This is a genomic window from Sphingobium sp. CECT 9361 (assembly GCF_918741285.1).
Taxonomy (GTDB): domain Bacteria; phylum Pseudomonadota; class Alphaproteobacteria; order Sphingomonadales; family Sphingomonadaceae; genus Sphingobium.
This window is the reverse complement of the sequence record NZ_CAKKNC010000006.1, coordinates 166,705-192,024: the sequence shown is the minus strand read 5'-3', so window position 1 is coordinate 192,024 and position 25,320 is coordinate 166,705. Positions and strand designations below refer to the sequence as shown.

The following is a 25,320-nucleotide window of genomic DNA, read 5'->3' as shown; positions in this document are numbered from 1 at the left end:
ACTCAATCAGTCGAAGCGATCCAGACGATAGGGCGTGGGGTCGACGAGTGGCACCTCTCCCGTCGCGATATCTGCCGCCAATTGCCCTGCGCCGGGCGCGGTGCCAAATCCATGCCCCGAGAAGCCTGTGGCGAGTGTCAGGCCAGCCAGTTTGGCGACCGGCGAAATGATCGGCAGCGAATCTGGCGTGACGTCGATCATCCCCGCCCAACTCTCCGCCACCACTGCGTCGCGGAATACCGGCCACGCCGCAGCGAGATTGCGCATCGCCTCGGCATTGAGCCCTTCGTTGACTGGCGGGTCGATCGTGCGGACATGCTCGAACGGCGATGGACCGTCAGCCGCCCAGCGGCGCGGCATCGCAAGATCGTCAACAAGGTCACGGCCCAACGACAGCCGGACATTCTTCCATTGCGCGCGCAACATAGGGAGATAGCGTCGGCCGAGCAGCAGGCTGTCGAGCACCAGGGGCGCCACAAAAGCGCCTCGCTGCGTGATCGTGTAGCCGCCATCAATCCGCTTGCGGAAGGAGAAGTCGGGCGCGCCCACTGCGATATCGGTCGGCCCCTTCATCGGTGCGGTGCGCACGACTGAAGCCACCAGCGGCAGCGTCGGCAACGAGACACCGAGATTGGCAAGGAAGCGCCGTGACCACATGCCGCCCGCCAGGACGACATGCTCGCAGCGGATTGCGCCACGCTCAGTGACCACGCCGGTCACCCGACCCGCCGTGATCGAGAGGCTGCGCACCGCACATTGCTCGACGATGACTGCACCCTTCGCCATCGCGGAAGTTGCAATCACACTGGACGCCAGCAATGGCTCAGCGCGTCCATCGGAAGGCGTGTAGATGCCTCCCGCCCAACCGCCTGTTCCGCCGGGCACCAGCCGGTCGATGTCCGCTGGCCCCAGCAGCCGGGAATCAAGACTGGCGCCACTGATCGCATCCAGCCAGGCGCGATGGCCCGCCATCTCGGCATCGGATCGGCACAGATACATGATGCCCGCCTGCCGATAGCCCACATCCGCTCCGACCCGTTCTGGCATCGCAGCCCATAAGCGCTCGGATGCCATGGCGAGCGGCAGATCATGCTCCTCGCGTCCCATTTTGCGGATCCAGCCAAGATTGCGCGACGACTGCTCGCCCGCGATCCCGCCCTTCTCCAGGACCACCACCGGAATGCCACGCTCCGCAAGAGTCAGCGCAGTCATCAGGCCGACGATGCCACCGCCGATTACCACCACCGTCGTCGCCTCGGGATGGCGGCCTGAAGTCTTTACCGGAGTGATCGCTGGAGCCACCGCAACTACCTTTGTTCGTTATGTTTACCGTCAGAGGGTGATCGTGATCTCTTTGACATTGGCTTGGGTGGCGCCCCGATAGGCCGTCACTTCAATCTCCACTTTGAATTCGGCCATGCCAAGTGGAGGGCTCGTCAGCGTCAGGGTGGGATTGATCCCCCGCATCTTGCCGGCATAGGCCTCCATCACCGCGTCGATATCCTGCGGAAACTGGACGAACACGCGGGCCGCGATGACATCGTCAATCGACGATCCGACCGCAGCCAAGGCCGCATCGATATTGGAGAGAACCTGCAACGTCTGTTCGGCAGGATCCTCGGGGATGAGCTTGGTGCGCGGATTGCGACCCGCCGTGTTCGACACGAAGATGAGATTATCGACGGCGATCAGCCGCGAATAGGCGCCGCGCTCCTCTGCGGGAGAACCGGTTTTGACTTTGACGATATCGGTCATGGTTGATTTCCTAAAAAAAGGGCAGGAGGGCGACGAACTACCGCAGAACGGGCTGATCCCAGAGATTGAGGCTGACGCCGATCCCATTCTCTATGGCATTGCGATACACCACCGTGCCCCACGCCACGTCCTCGACCGGCATGCCACCGACCGACATGATGATAATTTCATCGTCATTCCGGCGTCCGGGCGCTTCGCCAGCGACGATCTTGCCCAGATCCTCGATCTGGTCGCGCGTCATACGACCTTCATCGATCAGATCCAGGAAACGGATGCCGACGACAGGCACATTGCGATGCACCGGCTTGGGGTTCTCTTCATGCCACGCCTCGTAGAGACCGGGATTATCGAGCACCTTGCGGATTTCGGGTGCTTCCATCCCCTCGTCGATATTGGTGAGCGATGGCATTGACAGGAAGGTGCCAGGGCTTACCCATTCGCGCTTCACGACCGGATAGATCGAGGGATCTCCGATCGCTCCCGATTGGCAGAAGGTGACGATATCGGCGTTGCGGACAACTTCCTCCAGCGTATCGACGACCTGAATCGTGGTGATCTGCGGATAGGTTTCGGCAATCCACGTCTGGAAGGCTGCGAGGCTCTCAACGCCCCGACCCTTCACCTTCACCGTGTCGATCAGCGGGCACACCGCCATGAACGCCGCCAGCGAAGTGCGCGCCATAACGCCCGGTCCGAGAATGCCGACCACCTTGGAATCTTTGCGGGCAAGGTGGCGCGCACCCACGCCTGGCACCGCGCCGGTCCGATAGGCCGAGAGAAGATTAGCCGACATGAAAGCCAGCGGCGCGCCCGTATCGGCATCGTTGAGCACGAAGGTCAGGATCGAGCGGGGCAGGCCCTTCTCCCGATTGGCGATGTTTGAGCCGTACCACTTCATGCCTGCGGTCTTGAAACGGCCGCCAAGATAGGCGGGCATCGCCATGAACCGGCGGTCTGGGGTCGGCTTGGGCATGTCGGGAAACGGCGAATCCTCCGGAAAAACGACGACTGAGCCATGCGAATTATTGCTCGGTCCGGCCATCCGATAATCGCCGTGATAGAGGAGCGCGAACATCTCCTCCATCGTGTCCACGCAGGCGGCCATGTCGGTCACGCCGGCTCGGATCATGTCTTCCTCGGACAAATAGAGGAAATCGATCCGCGTTGAAGTTGTCTCGGTGCCCGTCATTGTTTCATTCCAGAATCAGTGCCGCGATAACGCGGCTGGTTTGTCGTTGTTCGCGGTGTTCTAGGAGCGCAGTCAGCACCCGCCCCAATTTGCTCAGTCGCGGCCATAGTGTTTTGCGAGAGCAGCGATGGCGTCCGATCCCAAACTTTCCGGCACGGAAGCAGCCATCAGCGCGCCTTGGGGGTCATCAGCATGGTAGCCGCGCTTACCGGTCCGGAAGTTGACCAGTTGTTGCGCGATATAAGTGCGGTCCAGCCGATTGAGTGCTGGCGCCTGCATATCGAAATTTCCCTCGCCAGCCGCGCCATGGCATGTGGCGCAAGTCGGTACGATATCAACAATCGAAGCGGGTACCGCGCGGCTTGCAACGGGGGCTGCGGCAAGCTTGGGTAGGCCAGCAACATAGGCGACCACCGCTTTTACGCCATCGGCACCGGGAATGGCGGTCGCTCGGCCAACCATCGGGAACCCATGCGCATCGTCCATCTTGCCACGCTTGCCATCGCGGAAGTTGGTCAGCTGGCGTGCGAGATAGTCGGAATGCTGTCCCGTAAGGTTTGGCGCATACATGTAATTGAGCCCCTTGGCGTCATTGCCATGGCACCCTGCACATGTGGTGAATATCGCCTTGCCCACGCTTTTGTCGACCAGACGTCGTGAGCCCGGAGTAGCGGTCGCCATCGCATCGCCACCTGCCGAGACATCGACGCTCTTGTCCCCTTGAAAGGCCAGCAGCACCTTGCCGCTATCGATAAACTCCTCAAAGCTGACAATCTTGCCATTACGAACCTTGAAGACATGGACCAAGTCCGCCTTGTAGCGGATGCCGGTCGCACGGACGGTGCTTTCTTCGGTGCCTGGCACCGCCACGGTATCGCCTGTCACGACATACTCGAGTTGGGTCGCCACCGGGTTATCGAGAGTTTCGGCTACCTTCGCAAAGAAATCGGCGACGCCCGCAGGCCCGTGCCGCGTGCCGCCGAAAGGTAGCTGGCTGGCGGGGCCGTAATAGGTCCAGCTCGCATCCTTTGCGATCAGCCGCTCCAGCGCCGCCATGTCGCCATGTTCGAACGCTTCGTACAACTGATGCACTACGCTTGCCGGATCGTCGGCGGGCTTCTCTGGGGTCAGCGCTTTTGCGCCGGCGACACCAGAAAAAAGCAACAGAGCTGCGAGCAGGCCGACTTTGGGCGAGGGCATTTTCATATGGTTTCCAAATGCAAGATAGGTGTGCCGGCGATGACGGCTTTAGTCATGACTGGCCGTAAAAGCCGTGGAACTGACCTTGGGGATCCCATTGCCTGCGCAGTTGCTCAAGTCGCGCCCAAGCCTTGGGAGAATAGCAGTCCCGGATATCCTCAGGCCGCCCTTCCTGATCCATCTCATTTATGTAGCTGCCCTTGGCAACAGCCTTGAGCTCCTTGAAAACCTTCAGGCAATAGGCACGGCTGGGCGCTTCCTGCGCAGGCTCGTCCCATTCCAGATAATAAGCCACATAGAAGCGGCCGATCCGCGAACAGGCCGCGTCGGGCATGCTGTTAGTGCCCATATAGAGCACCACCGGCGTGCCACGGGGGGCGGGGCAATCAGGAATGTGCCGCTTGAGGACCGCGATCGCTTCCATCGGCCGATCAGTCCAGATGTTATCGCCCATCCAATAGGCCTGCGGGAATGCGGCTTCGTTATCGCTATAATAGCGATCGAAGCTACCGGCGCGGTCCTCGACCTTGTCGAGGGCACGAGCGATGAGCGGATCGCGCTGGAGCAGTGCCAGCTTGCGCCGTCCTTCCGCCTCGCTTGCGGCAAATGCGTTGACATCCAGATAGATGCGCTGTCGCTGATCGACTGGCGCATCTTCAGCGACGCCCGGCAAGGCCGCGACCGAATACAGCACCTCGACATCCTTATCGAGTTGCGGGACGAGCTTATCCATCAATCGCGTGACTGCATCGAGTTCCGCGAAGGCGAACGTGTAAGTTGCGCCCCAGATGACCTTGGGCGCATCAAAGCACTGCAGGTGGAAGCGAACGACAACACCGAACAGGCCGGGACCGCCCCCGCGCACTGCCCAGAAAAGATCGGCATTCTCGCTCTCGCTGGCGCGTAGAAGGCGGCCGTCCGCCATCACGATGTCGACCGCCTTGACGGCAAACACGCTCATACCCTGCGACCAGGCATTGGTGTTCATGCCAACACCGCCACCTAGCAGGAAGCCGCTGATTGGAACCGTACCGCAATGCGCGCCGGGAAAAGCGAGATCATCCTGGGCAAGCCGCTCGGCCAGGCCCCGGCAAAAAACGCCCGGGCCGACGACAGCGAGCTTTGCCGCCTTGTCCACCGCGATCCCGTCCAGGCGACTGATGTCGATGAGCATTCCCCGATCGCGCAGGAAGCACGCCGCCATGCTATGGCCACCGCAGCGTGTCGTGACTTTCATCCCGGCCGTCGCAGCGAACCGCACAGCTTCCTGCACATCCTCGATACGCTCAGCCTGCACGATCATGTCGGGGCGGCGATCTGCCTTGGCGCGCTGCCAAATCATCGACTGGCGCCAAACCTCGTAATTTTCGTCATCCTTGACGACGACAGTTCCGGCGATCCGATTCTGCAGATCGGCCGCTGCGCTTCCTGCCAAGGGCGCTGCAAATCCGGCCGCACCGGCGAGACCCGCTATCACCGGAACCGCCAATGTACTGGCTTTCACGAAACGACGCCGCGACCAAAGCTCTAATTGGGACATGGAAGCTCCAGATGTTCTGTCCGAAGCTTATAAGATTAGTGCATTCCGCAATACAACGGCGACTCCACGGTCACTTGTTGCGTAAGCGGCAACATCCGCGATCAGCCCGCCCATCTGCCACTTCACCGATCGTGATGGTCGGCCCCCGCGGTATGGTGGCTTTTGCCTCGCTTCACCCCATCTAACCACCTGTAATCCTTGAAGGGGGTGGTCCGTCACTAGGAGAAGATACGGATCATGCTTGTTTTCAACTTTTCCAAAATTTCATCATGTGGATTTTTAGCTTTCAGCTATGACTTCATTCCCCGCTTGCGGGGCTGGCATCGTCGCAACGATTACATTGAAGCCAGACGATCTTTATCAATATGGCCTGCTTTGTCGCGCAGCCTATTCAATATGAATTCAGGCCGAAAGATGTTGGACACCTCATTCTAAGGTGCCCAACAGGAGGATGTGACGGGTTGGTGCTTACTTTATTGGTGGATTACTTGCACCGTCGTAAACTCGGCTAGACCCAGAGTGCCGAACTCAACGCCGATGCCTGATTGCTTTACGCCACCAAATGGTGCGTCAGGACGGACCATTGCGTGGCTATTGATCCAGACGGTGCCGCATTCAAGCTGGCTCGCGATGGCAACCGCCTTGTCGGGACTGCTTGACCAGACGGAACCGCCAAGACCATTGGGGTTGTCATTGGCCCGGCCTATCGCCTCATCGATATCGGTGTAACGGATTATCGGCAGGGCAGGGCCAAATTGCTCTTCGTCGACAATCGCCATACCTTCCTGAACATCCGCCAGCAAAGTGATGGGATAGAAGAGGCCATCACCTTCAATTGGCGCACCGCCACACAGGATGCGCGCTCCGCTGTTCCGGGCGGTCTCCACCAGGCTTTTTACGCGTTCGAACTGCATTTTGTTCTGGATGGTGCCAAGCTGACTATCGGCCGACATGCCATCTCCAATCTTTACGCCTGCAGCATAAGCAACGAGTTTGTCGCATAGCTCGTCATAAATGGAATCATGGACATAGAGGCGTTTGATGGCAGCGCACACCTGCCCGTTGTTGAGGAAGGCACCCCAAAAGATTTTCTCGATCGTAGCCTCATCCAATGTGACATCGGGTAGAAGGATGGCTGCATCGTTGCCGCCCAGCTCAAGAGTCAGCCGCTTAAGCGAGTTGGCGGCGCTTGCCATGACATGCTTCCCGGTCCGCGTCGAACCGGTGAACACGATCTTGTCGATGCCGGGGTGCGCCGATATCGCCTGACCAATTTCATCAGGACCTGCCACTGCATTGAGCACGCCAGGGGGAAGTGCTTCCTGCATCAGCTCAACCATGCGCAGCGTTGCGATGGGCGTGTAGGGGGAAGGCTTGAGCACAACGGTGTTTCCAGCGCGCAGTGCAGGCATTATGTGCCAAATGGCGATCATCACCGGGAAATTCCACGGTGTAATGGACGCAACGACTCCAATCGGCTTGCGATGCATTGCGACCCGACCCTTGTCGTCGTCCTGAATATACTCGACCGGTAGATCGAGCCCAGCGGTAAAGCGGGTCCAGGCAGCGGCTCCGCCGACTTCCCATTGTGACCCTAACCCGCCCATCGGCTTGCCTTGCTCGCGCGTGATGAGCTCGGCAAGCTCGCTTATGTTGGCTTCGAGGATGTCGGCAAGCGTATTGACCGCTGCTTTACGCTCAGCATCGGGCTTGCCCGCCCAAAGGGGGAAAGCCTGCCGCGCGGCATCGACAGCGCGATCAAGATCGGCCGACGTCGCGGCCGGGCACAGCGCGAACACTTGTCCGTTGGCTGGGTTGATAACATCGATATGAGCGGCGGTAGTTTCGGACTTACCGTCGATGATGATGGGATAGGCTTGGGTCATAGTTTTAAACTCCTTGCTTTCCATGTCGCGCAGTTTCTGCGGCATTCGGCGCATTCATGTGTTTTGCGTGGCGTCGAGCGCTCTGCCCTCAGGCTCGTTCACCGGCATTATTCTTCTCCGCGCAATGTACCAGCCTGACGCGATCAGCAGCACCGCTCCCATCGGGATTAAAGCGTCTGGATTGGCTGAAAGGCAGGCGACAAATACAAGTGCAGACAACAGAAGCGCTATCAAAGCGGTAACCACACCGCCAGGTGCCCTGAAGGGGCGATGCAGTTCAGGCCTATTGAGACGCAGCCGAATGAATCCAGCGAGCACGACGCAATAGGATGCAGTCAGAAGCGTCACCATCGTCACGATGATCTTGTCCGGCGAAATGAACGACAGCGGGAAACCGATAAGTCCGATGGTGCCAAGCGAGACTATCGGTGTGCCCGACTTGTTTTGGTATGATAGCAATGCCGGGAGAAAGCCGTCGCGAGCTAGCGCAAATAACTGCCGGGATGCACTGAAAACTAAAGAAAAAAGCGTGGCGATCAGCCCAAAGAGCGCGCCAGCTCCGACAATTTGGGCGAGCCATATTGCTACGCCGCCTGCCGGTGCCCTCATTGCTTCGAGCAATGGGTCTGCCGCTGCCCCGATCCTGCTCGCGCCACCGGCGCCAGGCGCAAGTACCAAAACACACATAGCTGTCAAAAGTAGAACGCCAATTGCACTGAACATGCCGAGAGGTATGTCCCGTTCGACATTGGTTGCTTCTTCGGCCGATGTTGCGGTTTGCTCGACTGCGATGAACATCATTATCGCAAACGGAATACACGCAAATATGCCTCCGGCATCGATCTGCCATTTGCCATCGGGCAGGACATTTTGAAGCTCGAAATGAGGCAGCATCACCAGTCCGAAGGTCAGCAGCGATAAGACCGCGATGAGTCCGGCGACAAGCAGCACCGAGAGTGCTTCACCCACACCTTTCATGTGGATGGCGATTATGATCGCGAACAATATAAGCTTGAAAACAGGCCCGCCGAAGCCCGTGACGAATTGGCTGTAGGCTGAGATAAACTCAGCAGCAGCGCCGGTGCTCACGGCAAGTGCAACAAATATGGCCACGCCGACACCGTAACCGGCTGCCGGTCCGAAACTTTCCTCACAATATGTATACAGCCCACCGGCATTCGGAATCGCGGTAGCTAGTTCAGCGACACACAAAGACAGGGCAAAACATAGGGTCGCCATCAGAAAAGTAGCGACTATCATATCGGGCCAACTGGCCCGCGATAAGCCATAGTTCCAGCCGGCAAACTGTCCTGCCACTACCAAACCGACCCCGAGGCCCGCGATTTTTTTCCAGCCGATAGTCTTGCGTCTCAGGTCCATGCAATTGTCCTAGCAGGCTGTGAAGCGCATATTTGTCCATCGTTTCCGGGGATCTTACGAGGAGTTTTTGCGCCGCCTTGTTATCAAAAAAGAGCAAGTTTACAATTAGAGGACGTTAGGGTTTCGCCAGAGGTGGAACCCAGACATCCGAAGAATATCTCTATCGAAGGCGGTGAAGCTTGTAGAGTCGGTGCCATGCACGCTGCCCCGCAGAGGCGCATTTCTAGCAAGGCCGCGCTGATGACATGCGCAGAAAATGCTCGCACCTCAGCGATACCCGCCCCCCATTTAATGCGCTCTAAAATTGAGCACTTGAAACCTTCCGTCACTATCATCGAGTCAAAACAGAAAAACCATTGCAAAAGGTGTCATAGATTCGATAGTTTACGCCATTGATGCAACGGCATTACTTATGCGCCGATCTCACGGGCAGGGGGGCTTATCGTTATTGTGGGTGCAGGACTTCGAGGTTCAGTGGTTGTCGCTGTGGCAAGCGAGTTTTCGCTTCGCGGCGGTGATTCCGCGGCTGTTCTGCGACAACATGGTCTCGAGCCGGACGCTCTTTCGAATCCTGGGGTCAAGGTACCGCTCGCGCGATATGTCGCGATGTTCGAGGAAATGGCCAATGAACTTGCTGACCCATCGTTAGGTGCTCGACTTGGCTTGGCCATGCGTCCCGTTGCACTCGGGCCCGCTGGAATGGTGATGTCCAAATCTCGCTCGATTATAACTGCGCTGGAGCGCCTGACGCGCTTTTTCACTACCTTTCAGCCTGATACTCAGTCTGCCCTTCTGGTGGGGGACGGTGAGGTGACCTGGACCTACCGATTGAGCGATCCGGCGATCTGGCCGCGGCGCCAGGATTCGGAATTCACCATGTCCTCCCTGATCCAGTTCATAAGGTCGGCATTTCTGCGTCACTGGCGGCCGCAGATGGTTCAGTTCGAGCATGGGCCAATATCCGAGGACGACACCCTAATACTTGAAGGACTTCTTGGCTGCCCGATACGATTTGACGCAGCGAGCAATGGGATAACGTTCGCCCTTAGCGACGCGCGTACTGACCTTCGCGAAGAAGACGCTGATCTCATGGCGACGCTGGAAGGCTATTTGGCCGACATCATGCCTTCCGAAATAGGGGTGAGCTGGACAAGCCGGGTGTTGGCATTGATCGCGACCCGACTTGGTCATCGGTCTGTTACTTTAGAAGAAATTGCATTTGATCTTGCGATAGCCCCCCGCAGCCTGCAGCGTCGGCTTGCCGAGGAAGGGACATCCTTGCGTCAACTGTTATGCGATCACCGCAAACAGGTGGCAGACCTGCACCTACGTGCTGGTGTGCCGCATCTTGGGAATCTTGCCGCTGCTTTGGGCTATGCTGATGGCACTACCTTTTGGCGGGCGCATCGCGGATGGCAAGGCGTTCCACCCAGTGCCGTTCGCGCAAAACGCCGCTGAGGGTCTGCCGCAATCAGCCCTCAAAGCGTTCCAGCCGATAGGGATACGGATCTATTATGGGGCTGTCGCCGGTCAACAGATCGGCTGCGAGTTGCCCTGCTGCAGGAGCGGTGCCAAAGCCGTGTCCAGAAAAGCCCGTAGCGAGCATGAGGCCGGGAACTTGCGACACCGGTCCGACGACGGGCAAGGAATCCGGGGTAACATCCATCATGCCTGCCCAAGTCTCGATTATCTTTGCGTGTTCGAATATTGGCCAGGCTGCGCTGATGTTTCGCATTGCTTCGGCGTTTATTCCTGCATCCACCGGCGGGTCCATCGTCCGCACACGCTCAAAGGGGGATGTCTGGCTCCCCGACCATCCACGGCGCAACAGCAGGTCGGAGAAGAATTCCCGACCAAGCGATATGCGGAGCAAATGGCGCTGATGCTTAAGGGCTGGCAAAAACCGGGTGCCGAGTAAAAGGTGGTCGAGAGTGAGGGGCGCTTTGACTGCGCCACGCTGAGAAATCGTAAAGCCGCCGTCCAGGCGCTTGCGGAAAGAGAAATCGGGACCGCCGGTCGCGATCTCTGTTGGGCCGTCCATCGGCGCCGTGCGCATCACAGATAATACGAGCGGCAATGTCGGCAGGTTCACCTTGTGCTTGCTCAAGAAACGGCGCGACCACATCCCTCCTGCCAGCAGGACTTGATCGCACCGGATCTCTCCAAACTCTGTGACGACGCCGTTTACTTTTCCGCCAGACAGCGAAAGTGTGCGAACCGCGCAGTTCTCGACGATAATTGCGCCATTGCGTATCGCGCCTGCCGCTATGGCACTGGCGGCAAGAGACGGTTCTGCTCGCCCGTCAGACGGAGTGTAAATGGCGCCCGCCCAATTGCCTCGACCGCCTGGCACAAGACTGTCAATTTCGCGATTGCTTAACAGTTGCGTATCGAGCGCGAGATGGTCGACCGATTTCTTCCATGCCGCATGGGCGGCCATTTCGTTCTCGGACGCCGCCAGAAACATTATCCCGGTCTGGCTATAGCCAAGGTCGGCATCAAGGCGTTTGGAAAGGTTCGCCCAAAGCCGATCTGAAGCCGTCGCCATCGGAACATCGGCTGCCGCACGACTTGTCTTGCGCACCCACCCCAGATTTCGAGAGGATTGCTCGCCCGCAAGCTTTCCTTTTTCGAGCAGTACAACAGGGATGCCCCGCTCGCTTAGGCTGAGAGCGGCCATCAGCCCGACGATCCCACCGCCAATGATCACCACGGTCGTACTTTTGGGATGCTGCTGGCTTGTCTGGACGGGTGCGATGTTTGGAGCCACGACGGTGTTCCTAAATTGGCGGGAAAGGGCGATCCGATTGAGTTAATTAGAGAGCCTGGGTACGCCGCTCCGTTTCTGCCTGTCCGGCTCCGCGGAAGGCCGTCATCTCGATTTCCACTTTGTAGATGGTAGAGCCGAGCGGAGGGCAGGTCACCGTACTTGCCGGATCGATGCCGCGAAACTTCTCACCCACGACTGTCATAACGGCCACGGTGTCGGACGGCTCCTGTATAAATACACGTGAGACCACGACATCCGCCAGAGTCGCGCCAACGGCCGCAAGGGCGCGTTCGACATTAGCAAACACCTGGTGGGTTTGCTCAGTCACATCCTCAGCGATTTCCTGAGTTTCCGGATTGCGGCCCGCTGTATTCGATACGAAAATCCAATCGCCGACCGCAACAAGCCGTGAATAGCTTCCCATTTCCTCGAACTTGTTGCCGGTTTTGATCTTGATGAGCTTAGTCATACGTTCTCCGCAAAGGCGTGATGGATCAAACCGGTCTCGAAGAGTGAGGCCGATTTGTCATGAGGTCAGCGCAGGACCGGGACGTCCCACAGGTTCAGGCGCACACCGATCCCCCGCTCGATCGCATTTCGGTAGATGACCGTACCCCATGCAACATCTTCGACCGGCATGCCGCCGACCGACATGATGATGATCTCATCATCGTTCTTTCGACCAGGCGCTTCGCCAGCGACAATTTTGCCGAGATCCTCAAGCTGCTCCTTGGTCATTTTACCTTCGGCGATCATATCTAGGAAGCGTACGCCAATTAGCGGGACGTGGACGTGCGCAGGCTTGGGCAGTTCCTCAAACCAGCATTCGTATAGACCGGTGTTGTCCACGACCTTTCTAATGTCGCCATGTTCCATAGCTTCGTCCATCTGGCAGCTCGCGGGCATGACCAGGAAGGCGCCGGGCTTCACCCACTCGCGCTTTACTATTGGATATTTGGATGGATCACCGGTCTCGCCCGAGTTGCAATAGGTGACAATGTCTGCGCCGCGAACAACGGCCTCCACCGTATCCACTACTTCGACATTTACGATCTGAGGAAAGGTTTCGCCTAGCCAGGACAGAAAACTATCAAGGCTTGCTTTGCCGCGAGCCTTGATTTTGATCGTATCTATTTGGGGGCAGACGGCCATGAGTGCCATCAGCGTTGTCTTTCCCATGACGCCGGGTCCGACAAGCCCGACGACTTTTGAATCCTTGCGAGCAAGATGGCGTGCCCCGACCCCAGGTATGGCACCCGTACGATATGCCGACAGCAGGTTCGCGGACATAAAGGCCAAAGGTGCCGAGGTGTCTGCGTCGTTGAGGATGAATGTAAGAATCGACCGCGGCAGCCCCTTTTCACGGTTCGCGATATTGGAACCATACCATTTCATTCCCGCGGTGCGGAAGCGGCCGCCAAGATAGGCGGGCATCGCCATGAACCGGCGATCGGCTGTGGGTTTCGGCATGTCTGGAAAGGGCGAACTTTCCGGAAAGGTCACCATCGCGCCATGGGAGTCGCTGTTCGCTCCGGCCATGCGATAGTCGCCGTGGTAAAGGAGGCCAAACATCTCTTCCATGGTATCAACGCAAGCAGGCATGTCCGTGACGCCAGCCTTGATCATGTCGGGCTCGGACAAATAAATGAAATCGATTTTGGTCGAAGCGCTCATGGATTTTCCTTCTGCTATTGCCGACGCGTCGCAGTGGACCGCGCCCCCTTCACACTGCGGCCCGAACAGGCAGAGCGTCGATTTCCGACATCAACTACCGTGACAGAACCGTTGCCAGTCGGTGCATTACCATTATCGGGGGTGACTCTTACAATTGCGTCTCGCGTCAAAGATTCGATAATTTGCGCCACCAACCTGAGCCCCGGTCAAGGATCTCACCGAACCCGCTGCTGATTACAGATATATGTAGTGGATTGCCTTCTTGGCACATGACAACCAACAGCGACCTGAATTTCGCATTTCGCCTATTCGGCAGGAAAGGAAATAGTCCCGGCGCTGCTTGCACAGTATCATGGCACGGGGAGCGGCAAATTAGGCACTCTGTGTCGCGACACGGCATGCCGGGATCGAAAGAATGCTGAAAAACGCATGACTTAGGAATTATCGTGATGACGAAAACCGGCTTCTATACCGATGAGTGGACCTTCTGGCACTCAGTGGGTCTGCAAGCCTTGTTTTTGCCCGTTGGGGGCTATGTGCAGCCCCCAAGCGGTGTCGCTGGCGCTGACACGCCTGACGCCAAGCGGCGGCTACTATCTCTCTTGAAAACTTCAGGGGTTCTGGATCGTCTCTCAGTCGATAAGGGGAGCCCCGTCGATAACTCCGATCTCGTCCGCGTTCATACCCAGCGCTATATTGATGAGTTCAAGAAGGTCAGTGCTGAGGGCGGGGGCGATATAGGTGATTTCGCGCCGTTCAGCGCTGGGGGATTTGATATTGCTTGCATTTCCGCAGGTCTTGCTAAGGCGGCCGTGGCAGATGTGATGAGTGGGAAGGTCTCCCGCGCCTATGCGCTTTGTCGCCCCGCTGGGCATCATTGCCTCGCGGATCGCTCCATGGGATTTTGCGTGCTGGCTAATATTCCGATCGCGGTTGAAGCCGCCCGGGCCGATTTTGATTTGGGGCGTGTCGCCATAGTTGATTGGGACGTTCATCATGGCAATGGCACCCAGTCGATTTACTATGATCGCGATGATACGCTGACCATTTCTATCCATCAGGAGAACTGCTTCCCACCGGGCTACAGCGGCATTGCTGATCGTGGTGAAGGTGCGGGCGAGGGCGCGAACATCAATATCTCGCTTCCCCCTGGCGCGGGTGATGCCGCTTATATCGCTTCAATCGATCGCATCGTGCTACCCGCCCTGGAGCGCTTTCAACCTGATCTGATCGTCATTGCAAGCGGGCTAGATGCGGGTGCTGCAGATCCTATGGCGAGGATGTTGGTTCACAGCGAAACATTCCGCGTAATGACACAGCGAATGGTGGACGCCGCGGATCAGCTATGCGGCGGGCGGCTCGTTGTTGTGCATGAAGGCGGTTATTCAGAAGCAAGCGTGCCATTTCTTGGTTTGGCCATTGTTGAAGCTCTCAGCGGAGAAACGAGTGACGTCGTCGACCCTACCTTGGCAATCTTCCAGGCGCAGCAGCCTGGGCCGCAAACGACCGCTTTTCAGATCGAATGGGTTGAAGGTCTGGCGCGAACGTTCGCTGCATAGGACGTTAGCCTTCTTGGACCGGCGAAGACATGGCCGGCCATCAGTTTTAGGGAATTCTCGTCGACGTACTTCCGCTTGGGGGAGCGGCTCTGGCGGTCGGGCGGCATGTCGGCCTCAGGCAAATGGCGCTTGCGTCTAAAGCAGCGGCATTGCGAACAAAGCTGCCTGGAAATGGCGCCCGGGAGAATGTCAGCCGAAGGCCAAGTCTGATGGTCGATGGATCGACGGCGGCCATTTAGCGCAGGCTACGGCCGCTATTGCAGGGGAGCTTTGTATATCGCGCTTAGTGCGCAGTGACCCAATAGTGTCGTTAAAGCAGCCGTGTACATATGCTCGCGTCGAAAATAATAGTTGACTATTCAAGTTATGGGGATGAATGTGAGCGGGGAAGAGCGGCATTAGAGCCGAGGCATGCAAATGCGCTTTCGGGAGACTAAAATGATAATTACATCTCAGGCAGAGATGTCGGCAGAGGCAGTAAAAGCCCAGTCGTTCGAACGGCTCTTGGATGCCGTTCGCAAGAACCGCACTCAATTTTCGCGTGACCAACAAATTAGCGCTGAAGTCGTCCAGTTGATGCGTGAGGCAGGTTTTTACCGCGCCTTGGTGACCAAGCGATTGGGCGGTGACGAATTGTCGCCCATGGCCTTCTTGCGCATGGTGGAACGGTTGTCTGAAGTCGATGGCTCGGCTGGCTGGGTCGCCAGCTTCGGCTTTTCCGCAGTCTATCTATCGGCGCTTCCAGTCGCGACACTCCAGCAAATCTATGCTGACGGACCTGATGTCGTCTTTGCAGGCGGCATCTTTCCGCCGCAAAAGGCGGCCGTCGTTGAAGGTGGTTTAGAGGTTTCCGGTCGCTGGTCGTGGGGCAGCGGTTCCACCGGTGCCGACATTATAGGCGTCGGCATTAAGGTTGATGGCGATGCCAGTGGCGGCCTGCCTCTGATTGCGGTCATGCCGGCTTCGAAAGTGCAGATCGAACCAAATTGGGATGTGATCGGGATGAAAGGAACCGGCAGCCACGACATGGTTGTCGATCGCGTGGTCGTGTCCAGGGATTGGACCTTCATTCGCGGTGGTAAATCCAGCCTCGACGAACCCCTTTGTCAATATCCGACGATGGCTCTTGCGGCGCAAGTGCTGGCCGTGGTGGCGCTCGGCACCGCCCGCGGTGCGATCGACGTGCTAAGCGATATGGCGGGCGCGCGGGGATCTATAACGGGTGCTGCGAACTTTGCTGAGCGCCCCTATTTTCAGACCGATATTGCCAAGGCAGAGGCGCTTCTTCGTTCAGCCCGTGCTTTCTTTTACGAAATCACAGAAGAAGCTTATACCACTTTACTGGCCGGGGACGAACTCACTGCGCGGCAGCGTGCGTTGCTGCGCCTGGCGTCGACTAACGCCGCGCGCACCGGAGCTGATGTCGCACTTGCGGTATACCGCCTGAGCGGCACCACTGGTATTGTCCATGACCATATGATTGCACGCCACATGCAGGATGCGATGGTCGTGCCGCAGCATGCTTTCCTAGCGGACGGTACCTGGCAGAACGCTGGGCGCGTCCTGCTCGGTATGGAATCGCCTCCAGGTTTCCCCTGATTACATAAGAGGATTTTCAAGCTATGTCGCAAAAGTCAAAGCTACGCGTATTGTTCTGCGGTGCGGTCCTTCAGAATTTCTTTGATTTGCCGAGTGGCGAGATCGGAAAAGTCTGGGCCGCCACAGGTGAGATGCTCAAAGGTATTCGCGATCTGCCTGGTGTCGAGATTCTCGGCACCATTGATGACGATCAGACGATGGTCGGTACCTCGCCTAATGGCTGGCCCTGGACTTTCTACATTCTCGCCGACGTACCTGATCGTGATACCGTCGTTGCCGCCTGCAATCTGTTCCGCACGATAGAGATCGGCGAACACCGCTTGTGGCGCTACATTCGCGTGGAGGCTCGCATTGGGCGTGAGCTGGTGATTCCCGAATGAGTGCCGACGTCGCACTGGTAACGGGCGGCGCGAGCGGGGTGGGGCTTGCCATCGCGCATGCGCTTCACGCGGCCGGCTTTCGTGTAGCGATCGGCGATATCGACGAGGCTGGTGCGAGAAGAGCGGCCGAGGCAATTGACCCAAGTGGCGATTCGGCCATTGGCTTGCCTCTCGATGTAAGGCAGGAATCGGCCTTCGCCGCTGCGCGCGACGCCTTGCTTGCGCGTTGGGGTTCGGTCGAAGCCCTCGTCAATAATGCGGCAGCCACGGCGGCAAAACCGGTGTTGGACATTACCCCCGAAGAGTTCGACGCAGTCATCGCAGTCAATCTTCGGGGAACGTTCATTGGCAGCCAAGTCTTTGGCCGCCTCTTCAAAGCGCGGGGCTATGGCCGCATGGTCAATCTCGCTTCTCTGGCCGGGCAAAATGGTGGAACGGCAACGGGCGCACACTATGCCGCTTCGAAAGGCGGTATCATTACGCTAACCAAAGTGTTCGCTCGCGATCTGGCGCCATTTGGCGTCACGGCCAACGCCATCGCGCCGGGGCCGCTCGACACACCAATGGTCCATGAGACCATCTCGCCTGACAGAATGGAGCAGTTCAAGGCGAACGTACCTGTTGGCACCCTCGGCGACCCTGCTTTCGTAGGATCGATGGTGACGCGGCTCTGTGCAAGAGATGCAGGCTTCATCACAGGTGCGACCATCGACATCAATGGCGGTCTCTACATGCGTTGACAATTGCCCCATCGAAGAAACTGCTTCGAGGGATCACGTTAAAAATAAGGGGGAAATGGATATGGTTCAGGTTAAGGGAATTATCCGCAGCGTGCTTTTCGGGGCGACAATGCTTGCCGGAATGCCGACGATTGCAGCCGCGCAGGACGCCGTTTCGCAGGGGGGCGCCGCAACAAATACCTCGTCAGATGGCTTGGGCGATCTAGTCGTGACCGCGCAGAAACGCGAGCAGAACATCCAAAAAGTCAGCCTTGCGATCAGTGCATTGGGTCGCGATGGCTTGGCCGACCTCGGTCGTCAGGACATATCTGCGATTGCTGCAAAGCTGCCGAGCTTGCAGATCCTCGCCTACAGCCCAACGCTCACGGTATTCAACATCCGTGGCGTCTCGCAAAATGATTTTGCCGATACTCAGGAGGCACCGATCGCCTTCTACAACGACGAAGTTTATGTCAGTGCACTTGGCGCTATTGCCGGGCAGACATTCGATCTTGAGCGCGTTGAAATGTTGCGCGGTCCACAAGGTACTTTGTTCGGTCGAAACGCTACGGGTGGACTTGTTCAGATCGTCTCGGCAAAGCCAACCCGGGCGCTTTCAGGCTTTCTGACGGTCACCGGCGGCAGCTATGGGCAGATCGCAACGGAGGGCGCGATCAGTGGTCCTATCAGCGATGGCTTGCGCGCTCGCTTGTCTTTCACGACGGAGCATCGCGACGGCTATATCAAGAATAGCACGGGCAAGGACATCGGAAATTCCCGCTTCTACGCCGGTCGTCTCCAGCTTGCCGGTGATGTCGGAGAGACAGGGTCGTTCAACCTCAAGATTCAGGGCATGCGTAACGACAAGGAACGAAATGGCGGTCTGTATAGCCACCGTAGCGCCGTCGCGAATGCCGACGGTCTTGGCGAATATGTCGGCCCGAACGATAATCCGTTTGGTACGTGCAACGGTTGCGACATGTTCGGATACGCTCAGGCAGGATCGGACCCCTATCGGGTCGCGTTCGACGGCCCCAACAGCTTCAGTCGTACGTTTTGGAGCGGGACGCTTCGCTATGAGCAGGATTTAGGTGACGTCACGCTCACATCGATCAGCGACTATCAATATTTGAAAAAGCTTTACGGAGAAGATGGCGACATGTCGCCGCAGTCCATTTTCCGTTACTTTACCGCACAGAACCTTGATCAATATTCGCAGGAGCTTCGGCTCTCCGGGAATAGCGACAGATTGAACTGGGTGGTCGGTGGCTATGCGATCAAAATCATCAGTGACAACGACTACAATACTGACCTTTCCGCGATCGGGTTGGACGAGGTTTATGGTGGCCGACTCAAGACGACTTCACTTGCGGCATTCGGTCAGCTTGAATATTCGGTCAGTGACCAGTTCACCCTCGTCGGCGGGCTGCGCTATTCAGCCGACCGGAAGACACTCGACTTTACCCACATGGAAAATGGCGTCGTCGATTTCACCTTCAATCGCGCAAGCGTTGGCAAGATGGCACGGCAGAGCTTCAATGACTATTCGGGCAAGGTCGGTATCAACTTTACCCCGAATGACGACACGCTGATCTACGCAAGCGTTAATCGCGGTATCAAGGGCGGTGGCTTTGGTACCCCGGCCTTCAACCCGGTCGATCTTAGCACTATTCCTTTCAAGGAAGAGGTGCTGACCGATTATGAAGGCGGTGTGAAGCTGACCCTGGGGCGCACAACGCACCTTAATCTTGCAGCGTTCTATTATGACTATCAGGATTACCAGGCTTTTGAATTGATTGGGATTGCCTTGGCCGTTCGGAACAAGGATGCCACGATCAAGGGGCTGGAGCTTGAGTTCAACACGCGTCCAGTTGATGGTCTGTACCTGTCCGCCTTCGCAACTTATCTCGACAGCAAGGTGAAGGGCGTGTCGCTACCGTCGGGCCGCGTCGCCGACACTCGCATGCCGCAGGCACCCAAGCTTAGCGTCGGCGGACTGATCCGTTACGAGGCATCCGTAGGCGATGGCACCTTAGCGCTTCAGACGGACTGGAAATATGATAGCGCCCAATATTTCTCGACCTTCAACGCGCCCGTCGATCGCCAACCAGGCCGCGTCGTCGGCAATGCGCGGGTGAGCTATGCCTTTGACGATCGCAAGTGGGAACTGGCAGGCTTTGTGTCGAACCTGACTGACAAAGAGTATAGGCTGTATAATCTCGACCTGTCGGGTCCGTTCGGTTTCACGCAGCAGACCTACGCTCGACCGCGCTGGTTCGGCGCAAGCATCACGCGGCGTCTCTAAAAAGGCGGACTATGAAAAAAAAGGGGCGGCCATTGGCCGCCCCTTTTTCGTTTGCAAGATCCGGCTCTCAGCCGTCGTTCTCCACGAGCTTGTCAAAATAGGTCATGCCAACGTTCGCAATGAGCGATCCGCCATCTACGGCCAGCACCGCACCATTAACGAAAGACGAGGCGGGGGAGAGTAGCCAGGCAATGGCATCGGCAGCCTCGGCGGAACTGCCGGCACGTCGCGCCGGTACATGCTCGCTGACCTTTGCATAGGCGCCTTCAAGATCGTCGGCGATATGCATCGTCTCCATCTCCTCATCACCCATTTCGGTGCGGATCCAGCCCGGTGCTACAATGTTTGCTCTAAGGCCGTCGCGGGCATGCTCATATGCGAGTGCCTGCGTCATTAGCTGAAGCCCAGCCTTCGAGGCCGAGTAGGCCGCAAGACCAGGCCCGGTCTGGACGCTACCAACCGAAGTAATCGCAACGACTGCACCCTTGCTTGCGAGAAGATGAGGTAACGCCGCTTGCGTCATGACGAAGGGGCCGGTGAGGTTAATCCCTATTTGCTGGTTCCAGGCGTCCAGGCTCATTTCGCTGAAGGTCGCATTTATGAGGATGCCCGCGTTGAGCACAAGGCCATCCAGTCGACCGAACCGTTCAATGACTTGTTTGACCAATAGAATCGACGCTGTGGGATCGCCAACATCGGTCGTAAAGACGGCTGCGCCCGTTTCGGCTGCCACGATATCCAGCGGCTCTCGGCGACGTCCGCAAATCACGACCTGCCAATCGCGAGACAGCCTGCGCGCCGCTGCTGCTCCGATACCGCTACCGCCACCGGTCACTATGACTACTGGCTTTTCAGATACAACGGCCTCGCTCATTTGCGTCTCCTTGCAGTGGAATTGGGTTTGCTAAAAAATATCCATCGACGGCAAAATATTGCAATTTAGTTGAATATGCCAGTTTTAATTGGACTGGAGTACAAATTGTTATATGGTTGTGCGTGACGATAGCTCGGGAGGCCGGTGTGCATTGGAGCGATAATATCCCGCTTACGGGCGGCACGTCTTCGACGCTGCTGCTAAGGCGTATTTGCGGTTGCCCTGAGGGGGGCCGCTATACTTTTTTGGAGCGCTGCTGGTCACACGCTAGGGCGGTTTCGCCATTGCGTCGCAATACAGTGGCCTTGCTGGCTTTGCATTACCTGCCCGCCGCCATCGTGTTTCGGCGTCCAGTGAAAGGATCGTAAATGTCTTCCGATGAAGCGCTGCTCGAGCGCCGCTACCATGTGCTAGGCCGCAATGCCCCGTTGTTCTACGAACGACCTGTCCATCTTGTGAGCGGAAAAGGCGTGTGGGTTACCGATGCCGATGGTCGCGAATATCTCGATGTCTATAACAATGTTCCCCATGTGGGACATTGCCACCCACACGTGGTCGAGGCTATCGCGAAACAGGCAGCGACGCTTAATGTCCATAGCCGATATTTGCATGAAACGGTGGTCGCTTACGCCGAGCGCCTGACGGCGACCTTTGATTCCAGCCTGTCGAGTGCCGTCTTCACGTGTTCCGGCACCGAAGCAAACGAACTCGCGTTGCGCATGGCGCGCTACCGCACCGGCGGGGATGGCATCATCGTCAGCGATTTCAGCTATCATGGCAATTCACAGACTTTGGCAGCTGTGACGACTTGCTTTCCCGTGCCTGAAGCCTTTCCCCGGTTTGCGCGCAAGGTTGCCATTCCAGATCCTTATCGCGACCGACACGACCGCAGCGACGAGGAACTGTCCAATTCATTTGCCGCTCAGGTGGATGCAGCGGTTAAATCGCTCCAGGCCGACGGTATCAAAATTGCCGCGCTGCTGATCGATACGGTATTTGCCAATGAAGGCCTGCACGATCCGGTTCCTGGTTATGTCGCCAAGGCGGTTGAGATTGTCCGGGCAGCCGGGGGGCTGTTCATATCCGACGAAGTGCAGGCGGGATTTGGCCGGACGGGGGACGCGATGTGGGGCCATCAACTGAGTGGCGTGGTGCCCGACATCGCTACGTTGGGAAAGCCGATGGGCAATGGCCATCCGATTGCTGGTCTGGTCGGTCCGACCGACCTCATTGATAGCTTCGGACTCGCTGCGACCTATTTCAACACGTTCGGCGGTAATCCGGTCTCGGCTGCGGCCGCGTCCGCCATGTTGGACGTGCTGGAGCGCGAGCATCTGCTGGAAAATGCCCGTAACGTCGGGGCATATGTCAAGACAGGGCTTAGAGCGCTCGCCGACAAACATTCGATCGTGGGAAATGTGCGTGGCCGCGGACTATTTTTCGGGCTTGATCTGGTTAAGGGGGATGCTGATCGGTCTCCGGCGACAGCGGAGACGAAGCGGGTCATGAACTTGATGCGGGAGAATGGTGTGCTGATCAGTCGTATTGGCCGCCATGACAATATCCTGAAGATGCGCCCACCTATGGTGTTCGCGAAGGAGCATGCCGACCGGCTACTCGCCACGCTCGACGACGCTCTCGCTTCGATTTGACGGGGACAATAATGACCGACTTCTATTCCCTTGGCGAGGACGACCAAGCTGTTCGTCTGGCAGAACTTGCCCGCATCGCGCTGGCCCGATGGCCGGGCGAATATGATAACCTTAGCCTAATCAAATATCGCGAGAATGCAGTGTTTTCGGCCCATCGCAACGATGGCGAGCGGGTCGCGGTACGTGTTCACAGGCACGCTTACCATAGTGACAGGGCGCTACGGTCCGAACTTCTATGGATGCAGTCGCTTGCCGAGGGTGGGATCGCGGTGCCGCCCATCCTACCCAGCCTGGACGGGCATGTCTTTGAAACGGTGTCTGCCCCCGGCGTACCTGAACCGCGGCAGATCGATGTGCTTGGCTGGTTGCCGGGCACGCCCGCTGGCACGTCTGAGGAAGGGCTAAACCTCGACGAAGCTGGCGCTGAGCGGCTGTTCTTCGATGCGGGTGTCCTCGCGGCAATGATGCACGATCATGTCGGGATGGTGGAATTCGGTGAGGATTTCGAGCGCCATGCCTGGGATGCCGAAGGATTGATCGGCCCCGATCCCTTCTGGGGTCGTTTCATGGAGTTGGAGCTACTGAGCAGTGAGGAGCGCGCCCTGCTCTCCGCTGCGCGTGCGCAAGCCGCGCTGGACCTCGCGGCTTTCGGTCAGGGTTCGCATAATTATGGATTGATTCATGCCGATTTCGTCCCCGAAAATCTCTTGATTGAGGATGGCAGGCTGAAATTGATCGATTTCGACGATGGCGGTTTTGGCTGGCATATGTTCGATCTTGCTACGGCCCTCTATTTTAACCTGGACCATCCGGCCTACACCATCATGGAGCGTGCACTGTTCGAGGGCTATCGCACTGTGCGAAAACTGCCTGAGGATCATGAGGCAACGCTGCCATTATTTATGTTCCTTCGCAGCACAACCTACTTGGGTTGGGTGCAGACGCGCCCCGAAACACAAACAGCGCGCGAGCTTGGGCCGTTTCTCGTTGAGCGCTGTTGCTTGGTTGCGGAGCGTTATCTTAGTCAAAAAGCAACTGCTGGCCGAACTGGATAATGAGCGCTCTCGTGATGGAAGGGGCTATTCGTGCTACGCAAGCGCGCGGTCGCGTGCGGAGGGAATCCTTGCTCGCTGCCGCCCGTAAGCTGCTGGCCGTGCATGACAGTAGCCAGATCACGCTGGCAGACATTGCTGCGCATGCTGCTGTACCAAAAAGCTCCGCGTATCATTTCTATAAGGACGCCCTGGGCCTTTATGTAGAGTTGGTTGCGTTGCTCGACGCCGAATTACAGGAGTTGATTAAGCACCCGCTGCCACGTCTAGACAACTGGGAGATGGCAATGGCTGTGATTATCGATCGTGCAGCGGCGTTCTTTGATAATAATCCTGCAGCCCAACAACTGATGCTATCGTCGCAGACGCCACCGCTTATCAAACGATCTAGTCGCCAAGCCGACATGGATACCAGCAGATTGATCGAAGCGCTGATCGATACGCAGTTCATCCTCCCCGTAATTCCTGATCGCAGCCGCATATTTTTTCACGCGGTGGAGGCGGCAGACCTGATGTTCGGTCTCTCACTTTTGGAATGCGGTCGCTTGGAGGACAATATGGTTGAGGAAGCAAAGCGGATGAGTTGCGCTTATTTGGCGCTATACCTCCCCAAGTATATGCCGCACCGGACATAGCCGATGTCAGTTAGGCGACTGTCCTTGGGTTTCTAGCTGCTCCAATTCTGTGTCCGCAACTGTGCAGGTGGTGTCCCAAAGCGGCGCTTGAACAGTCGGGCAAAATGACTGCTGTCGTTGAAACCGGCAGCATAGGCGATCTGGCAGACTGATCGATGCGGGGATGTCGGGTCCATGAGCCATCGCTGGGCCAGTTCGAGACGCAGGTTGGCTAGCCAGCGGTGGGGCGTTGTGCGGCTTTCGGCGAACAGGCGATACAGACTGCGGCGTGACAAACCGAATGTATGGCCTAGCATTTCGACATCGAAGTCAGGGTCGCTGACCTGCGGCATGGCCCATTCGCGCATGCGCGCTATCTGTTCGCTTGCGCGTGTACGACGGCCTTCCTCGGGACCGTACCTATTGAGGGCGTTCTCTAAAAGCGACATCGTTACGGACATTGCAACGGCATCGTCGCCATAATCCTCGTCCCCATCCGAGTGTAGCGTCTGCAGGATGGCAGAGAGCATACGGGTCGAGCCGCGTTTCCCGGCGACATGATGGCCATAGAGCGTGTCTGCGTTCGGCCGCATACTCGAAAGCATCTCACGGGGCAGCGCAAGAACCATCGACTGTGTACCCGTATCACCCACCTCAATGGTACAGGCCTCCCGCGAGTCCATAAGGACTAGGTCTCCAGCGCAGAGTGAGACACAGCGGCCATAATGGTGGACAGAGACGTCACCCGACATAGACATAAGAATGAATGCTTGGTGCGTCCATGCGCCTGACAAGGCAGGGCGGATGCTCCGTACCCCTTGGGCACGAACACGAAAGCCTCGAAAAGGCCCCGCAGCAATAGGACTCATCCCGCCCCGCGCGCGAGGCGATGTGCCTATCGGCTCGATGTCGAAGACGCCATAGGCTTCACGCAACGACTGCTCGAACCGGTTTAAAGCTCCTGATCCCGACATGCCGGTCTATTCCCGTGCAACGTGGGCGGCCGCGATTCGCATCCACCCCTCCATGTCGATGTTCCCCTCGATTGCATTCCTTTTCAAGTATATTTGAATGATGTGCGCTGACTGTCTTAGAGAGTTGCACGCTTTGGCATCCCAAGACGCTTTTTTGGCACGCGCAAGCGGGAACCTCATGACAAAGTCGTTTAGCTT

At 57.6% G+C, this 25,320-nt stretch carries 21 protein-coding genes; 9 read left to right on the top strand and 12 right to left on the bottom strand.

Annotation, left to right across the window (positions count from 1 at the left end):
• Positions 1–6 precede the first annotated feature (6 nt).
• The 7 genes from LQ220_RS11320 to LQ220_RS11290 all read right to left on the bottom strand — a co-directional run bounded on the left by LQ220_RS11320 (position 7) and on the right by LQ220_RS11290 (position 8,950).
• Positions 7–1,302: an FAD-binding oxidoreductase gene (locus LQ220_RS11320; protein ID WP_230188391.1), complete on the bottom strand. Its 1,296-nt coding sequence runs from the start codon at positions 1,300–1,302 to the stop codon at positions 7–9.
• Positions 1,303–1,332: 30 nt separating this feature from the next.
• Positions 1,333–1,755: a Rid family hydrolase gene (locus tag LQ220_RS11315; protein WP_230188390.1), complete on the bottom strand. Its 423-nt coding sequence runs from the start codon at positions 1,753–1,755 to the stop codon at positions 1,333–1,335.
• Positions 1,756–1,792: 37 nt separating this feature from the next.
• Positions 1,793–2,944 (bottom strand): tyramine oxidase subunit B, encoded by a 1,152-nt coding sequence (locus LQ220_RS11310; RefSeq protein WP_230188389.1) that lies wholly within the window; start codon positions 2,942–2,944, stop codon positions 1,793–1,795.
• 93 nt (positions 2,945–3,037) lie between these two features.
• The gene (locus LQ220_RS11305) at positions 3,038–4,150 is read right to left on the bottom strand and encodes a nuclear transport factor 2 family protein (protein ID WP_230188388.1); all 1,113 of its coding nucleotides are present in this window, start codon (positions 4,148–4,150) and stop codon (positions 3,038–3,040) included.
• A 46-nt stretch (positions 4,151–4,196) separates the two neighbouring features.
• Positions 4,197–5,684, bottom strand: coding sequence for an FAD-binding oxidoreductase (locus tag LQ220_RS11300; protein ID WP_230188387.1), 1,488 nt, complete (start codon positions 5,682–5,684; stop codon positions 4,197–4,199).
• Positions 5,685–6,157: 473 nt separating this feature from the next.
• Positions 6,158–7,570 (bottom strand): aldehyde dehydrogenase family protein, encoded by a 1,413-nt coding sequence (locus LQ220_RS11295; protein ID WP_230188386.1) that lies wholly within the window; start codon positions 7,568–7,570, stop codon positions 6,158–6,160.
• 54 nt (positions 7,571–7,624) lie between these two features.
• Positions 7,625–8,950, bottom strand: a complete 1,326-nt coding sequence (locus tag LQ220_RS11290; protein WP_230188385.1) for an amino acid permease — start codon at positions 8,948–8,950, stop codon at positions 7,625–7,627.
• 450 nt (positions 8,951–9,400) lie between these two features.
• On the opposite strand from LQ220_RS11290, the gene LQ220_RS11285 reads away from it, so the two are divergent.
• A complete protein-coding gene (locus LQ220_RS11285) occupies positions 9,401–10,408 on the top strand; it encodes an AraC family transcriptional regulator (RefSeq protein ID WP_354957590.1) in 1,008 nt (335 codons plus the stop codon).
• A 13-nt stretch (positions 10,409–10,421) separates the two neighbouring features.
• On the opposite strand, the gene LQ220_RS11280 is transcribed toward LQ220_RS11285, so the two are convergent.
• The 3 genes from LQ220_RS11280 to LQ220_RS11270 form a co-directional block, all read right to left on the bottom strand.
• Complete coding sequence (locus LQ220_RS11280; protein ID WP_230188383.1) at positions 10,422–11,720, bottom strand: FAD-binding oxidoreductase; 1,299 nt, start codon at positions 11,718–11,720, stop codon at positions 10,422–10,424.
• 46 nt (positions 11,721–11,766) lie between these two features.
• Positions 11,767–12,189, bottom strand: coding sequence for a RidA family protein (locus tag LQ220_RS11275; protein ID WP_230188382.1), 423 nt, complete (start codon positions 12,187–12,189; stop codon positions 11,767–11,769).
• A gap of 65 nt (positions 12,190–12,254) precedes the next feature.
• The gene (locus LQ220_RS11270; protein WP_290369036.1) at positions 12,255–13,394 is read right to left on the bottom strand and encodes a tyramine oxidase subunit B; all 1,140 of its coding nucleotides are present in this window, start codon (positions 13,392–13,394) and stop codon (positions 12,255–12,257) included.
• Positions 13,395–13,843: 449 nt separating this feature from the next.
• Here LQ220_RS11270 and LQ220_RS11265 point away from each other — a divergent pair, with 449 nt between their 5' ends.
• The 5 genes from LQ220_RS11265 to LQ220_RS11245 all read left to right on the top strand — a co-directional run bounded on the left by LQ220_RS11265 (position 13,844) and on the right by LQ220_RS11245 (position 19,956).
• Entirely contained in the window at positions 13,844–14,953 is a 1,110-nt protein-coding gene (locus tag LQ220_RS11265; protein WP_230188381.1) for a class II histone deacetylase, read from the top strand.
• A gap of 411 nt (positions 14,954–15,364) precedes the next feature.
• Positions 15,365–16,552 carry an acyl-CoA dehydrogenase family protein gene (locus LQ220_RS11260; RefSeq protein WP_230188380.1) on the top strand — a complete coding sequence of 396 codons (1,188 nt, stop codon included), beginning with the start codon at positions 15,365–15,367 and terminating at the stop codon, positions 16,550–16,552.
• A 23-nt stretch (positions 16,553–16,575) separates the two neighbouring features.
• On the top strand, positions 16,576–16,932 hold the full coding sequence (locus tag LQ220_RS11255; protein WP_230188379.1) for a hypothetical protein: 357 nt from the start codon (positions 16,576–16,578) through the stop codon (positions 16,930–16,932).
• Positions 16,929–17,672 carry an SDR family NAD(P)-dependent oxidoreductase gene (locus tag LQ220_RS11250; RefSeq protein ID WP_230188378.1) on the top strand — a complete coding sequence of 248 codons (744 nt, stop codon included), beginning with the start codon at positions 16,929–16,931 and terminating at the stop codon, positions 17,670–17,672. Before LQ220_RS11255 ends, LQ220_RS11250 begins: the two co-directional genes overlap by 4 nt.
• A 61-nt stretch (positions 17,673–17,733) precedes the next feature.
• Positions 17,734–19,956, top strand: a complete 2,223-nt coding sequence (locus LQ220_RS11245) for a TonB-dependent receptor (RefSeq protein WP_230188377.1) — start codon at positions 17,734–17,736, stop codon at positions 19,954–19,956.
• A 67-nt stretch (positions 19,957–20,023) separates the two neighbouring features.
• On the opposite strand, the gene LQ220_RS11240 is transcribed toward LQ220_RS11245, so the two are convergent.
• Positions 20,024–20,830, bottom strand: coding sequence for an SDR family oxidoreductase (locus LQ220_RS11240; RefSeq protein WP_230188376.1), 807 nt, complete (start codon positions 20,828–20,830; stop codon positions 20,024–20,026).
• Positions 20,831–21,198: 368 nt separating this feature from the next.
• Between LQ220_RS11240 and LQ220_RS11235 the strand changes: the two genes are divergently transcribed.
• From LQ220_RS11235 to LQ220_RS11225, 3 genes are read left to right on the top strand one after another with little or no spacing between them, the layout of a single operon-like run.
• Entirely contained in the window at positions 21,199–22,482 is a 1,284-nt protein-coding gene (locus tag LQ220_RS11235; RefSeq protein WP_230188375.1) for an aminotransferase class III-fold pyridoxal phosphate-dependent enzyme, read from the top strand.
• Between the two features lie 11 nt (positions 22,483–22,493).
• Entirely contained in the window at positions 22,494–23,537 is a 1,044-nt protein-coding gene (locus tag LQ220_RS11230) for a phosphotransferase (protein WP_230188374.1), read from the top strand.
• Positions 23,537–24,169 (top strand): TetR family transcriptional regulator, encoded by a 633-nt coding sequence (locus LQ220_RS11225; RefSeq protein WP_230188373.1) that lies wholly within the window; start codon positions 23,537–23,539, stop codon positions 24,167–24,169. The genes LQ220_RS11230 and LQ220_RS11225 overlap by 1 nt, the downstream gene beginning before the upstream one ends.
• Positions 24,170–24,201: 32 nt before the next feature.
• On the opposite strand, the gene LQ220_RS11220 is transcribed toward LQ220_RS11225, so the two are convergent.
• On the bottom strand, positions 24,202–25,122 hold the full coding sequence (locus tag LQ220_RS11220) for a helix-turn-helix domain-containing protein (protein WP_230188372.1): 921 nt from the start codon (positions 25,120–25,122) through the stop codon (positions 24,202–24,204).
• Between the last annotated feature and the right edge of the window lie 198 nt (positions 25,123–25,320).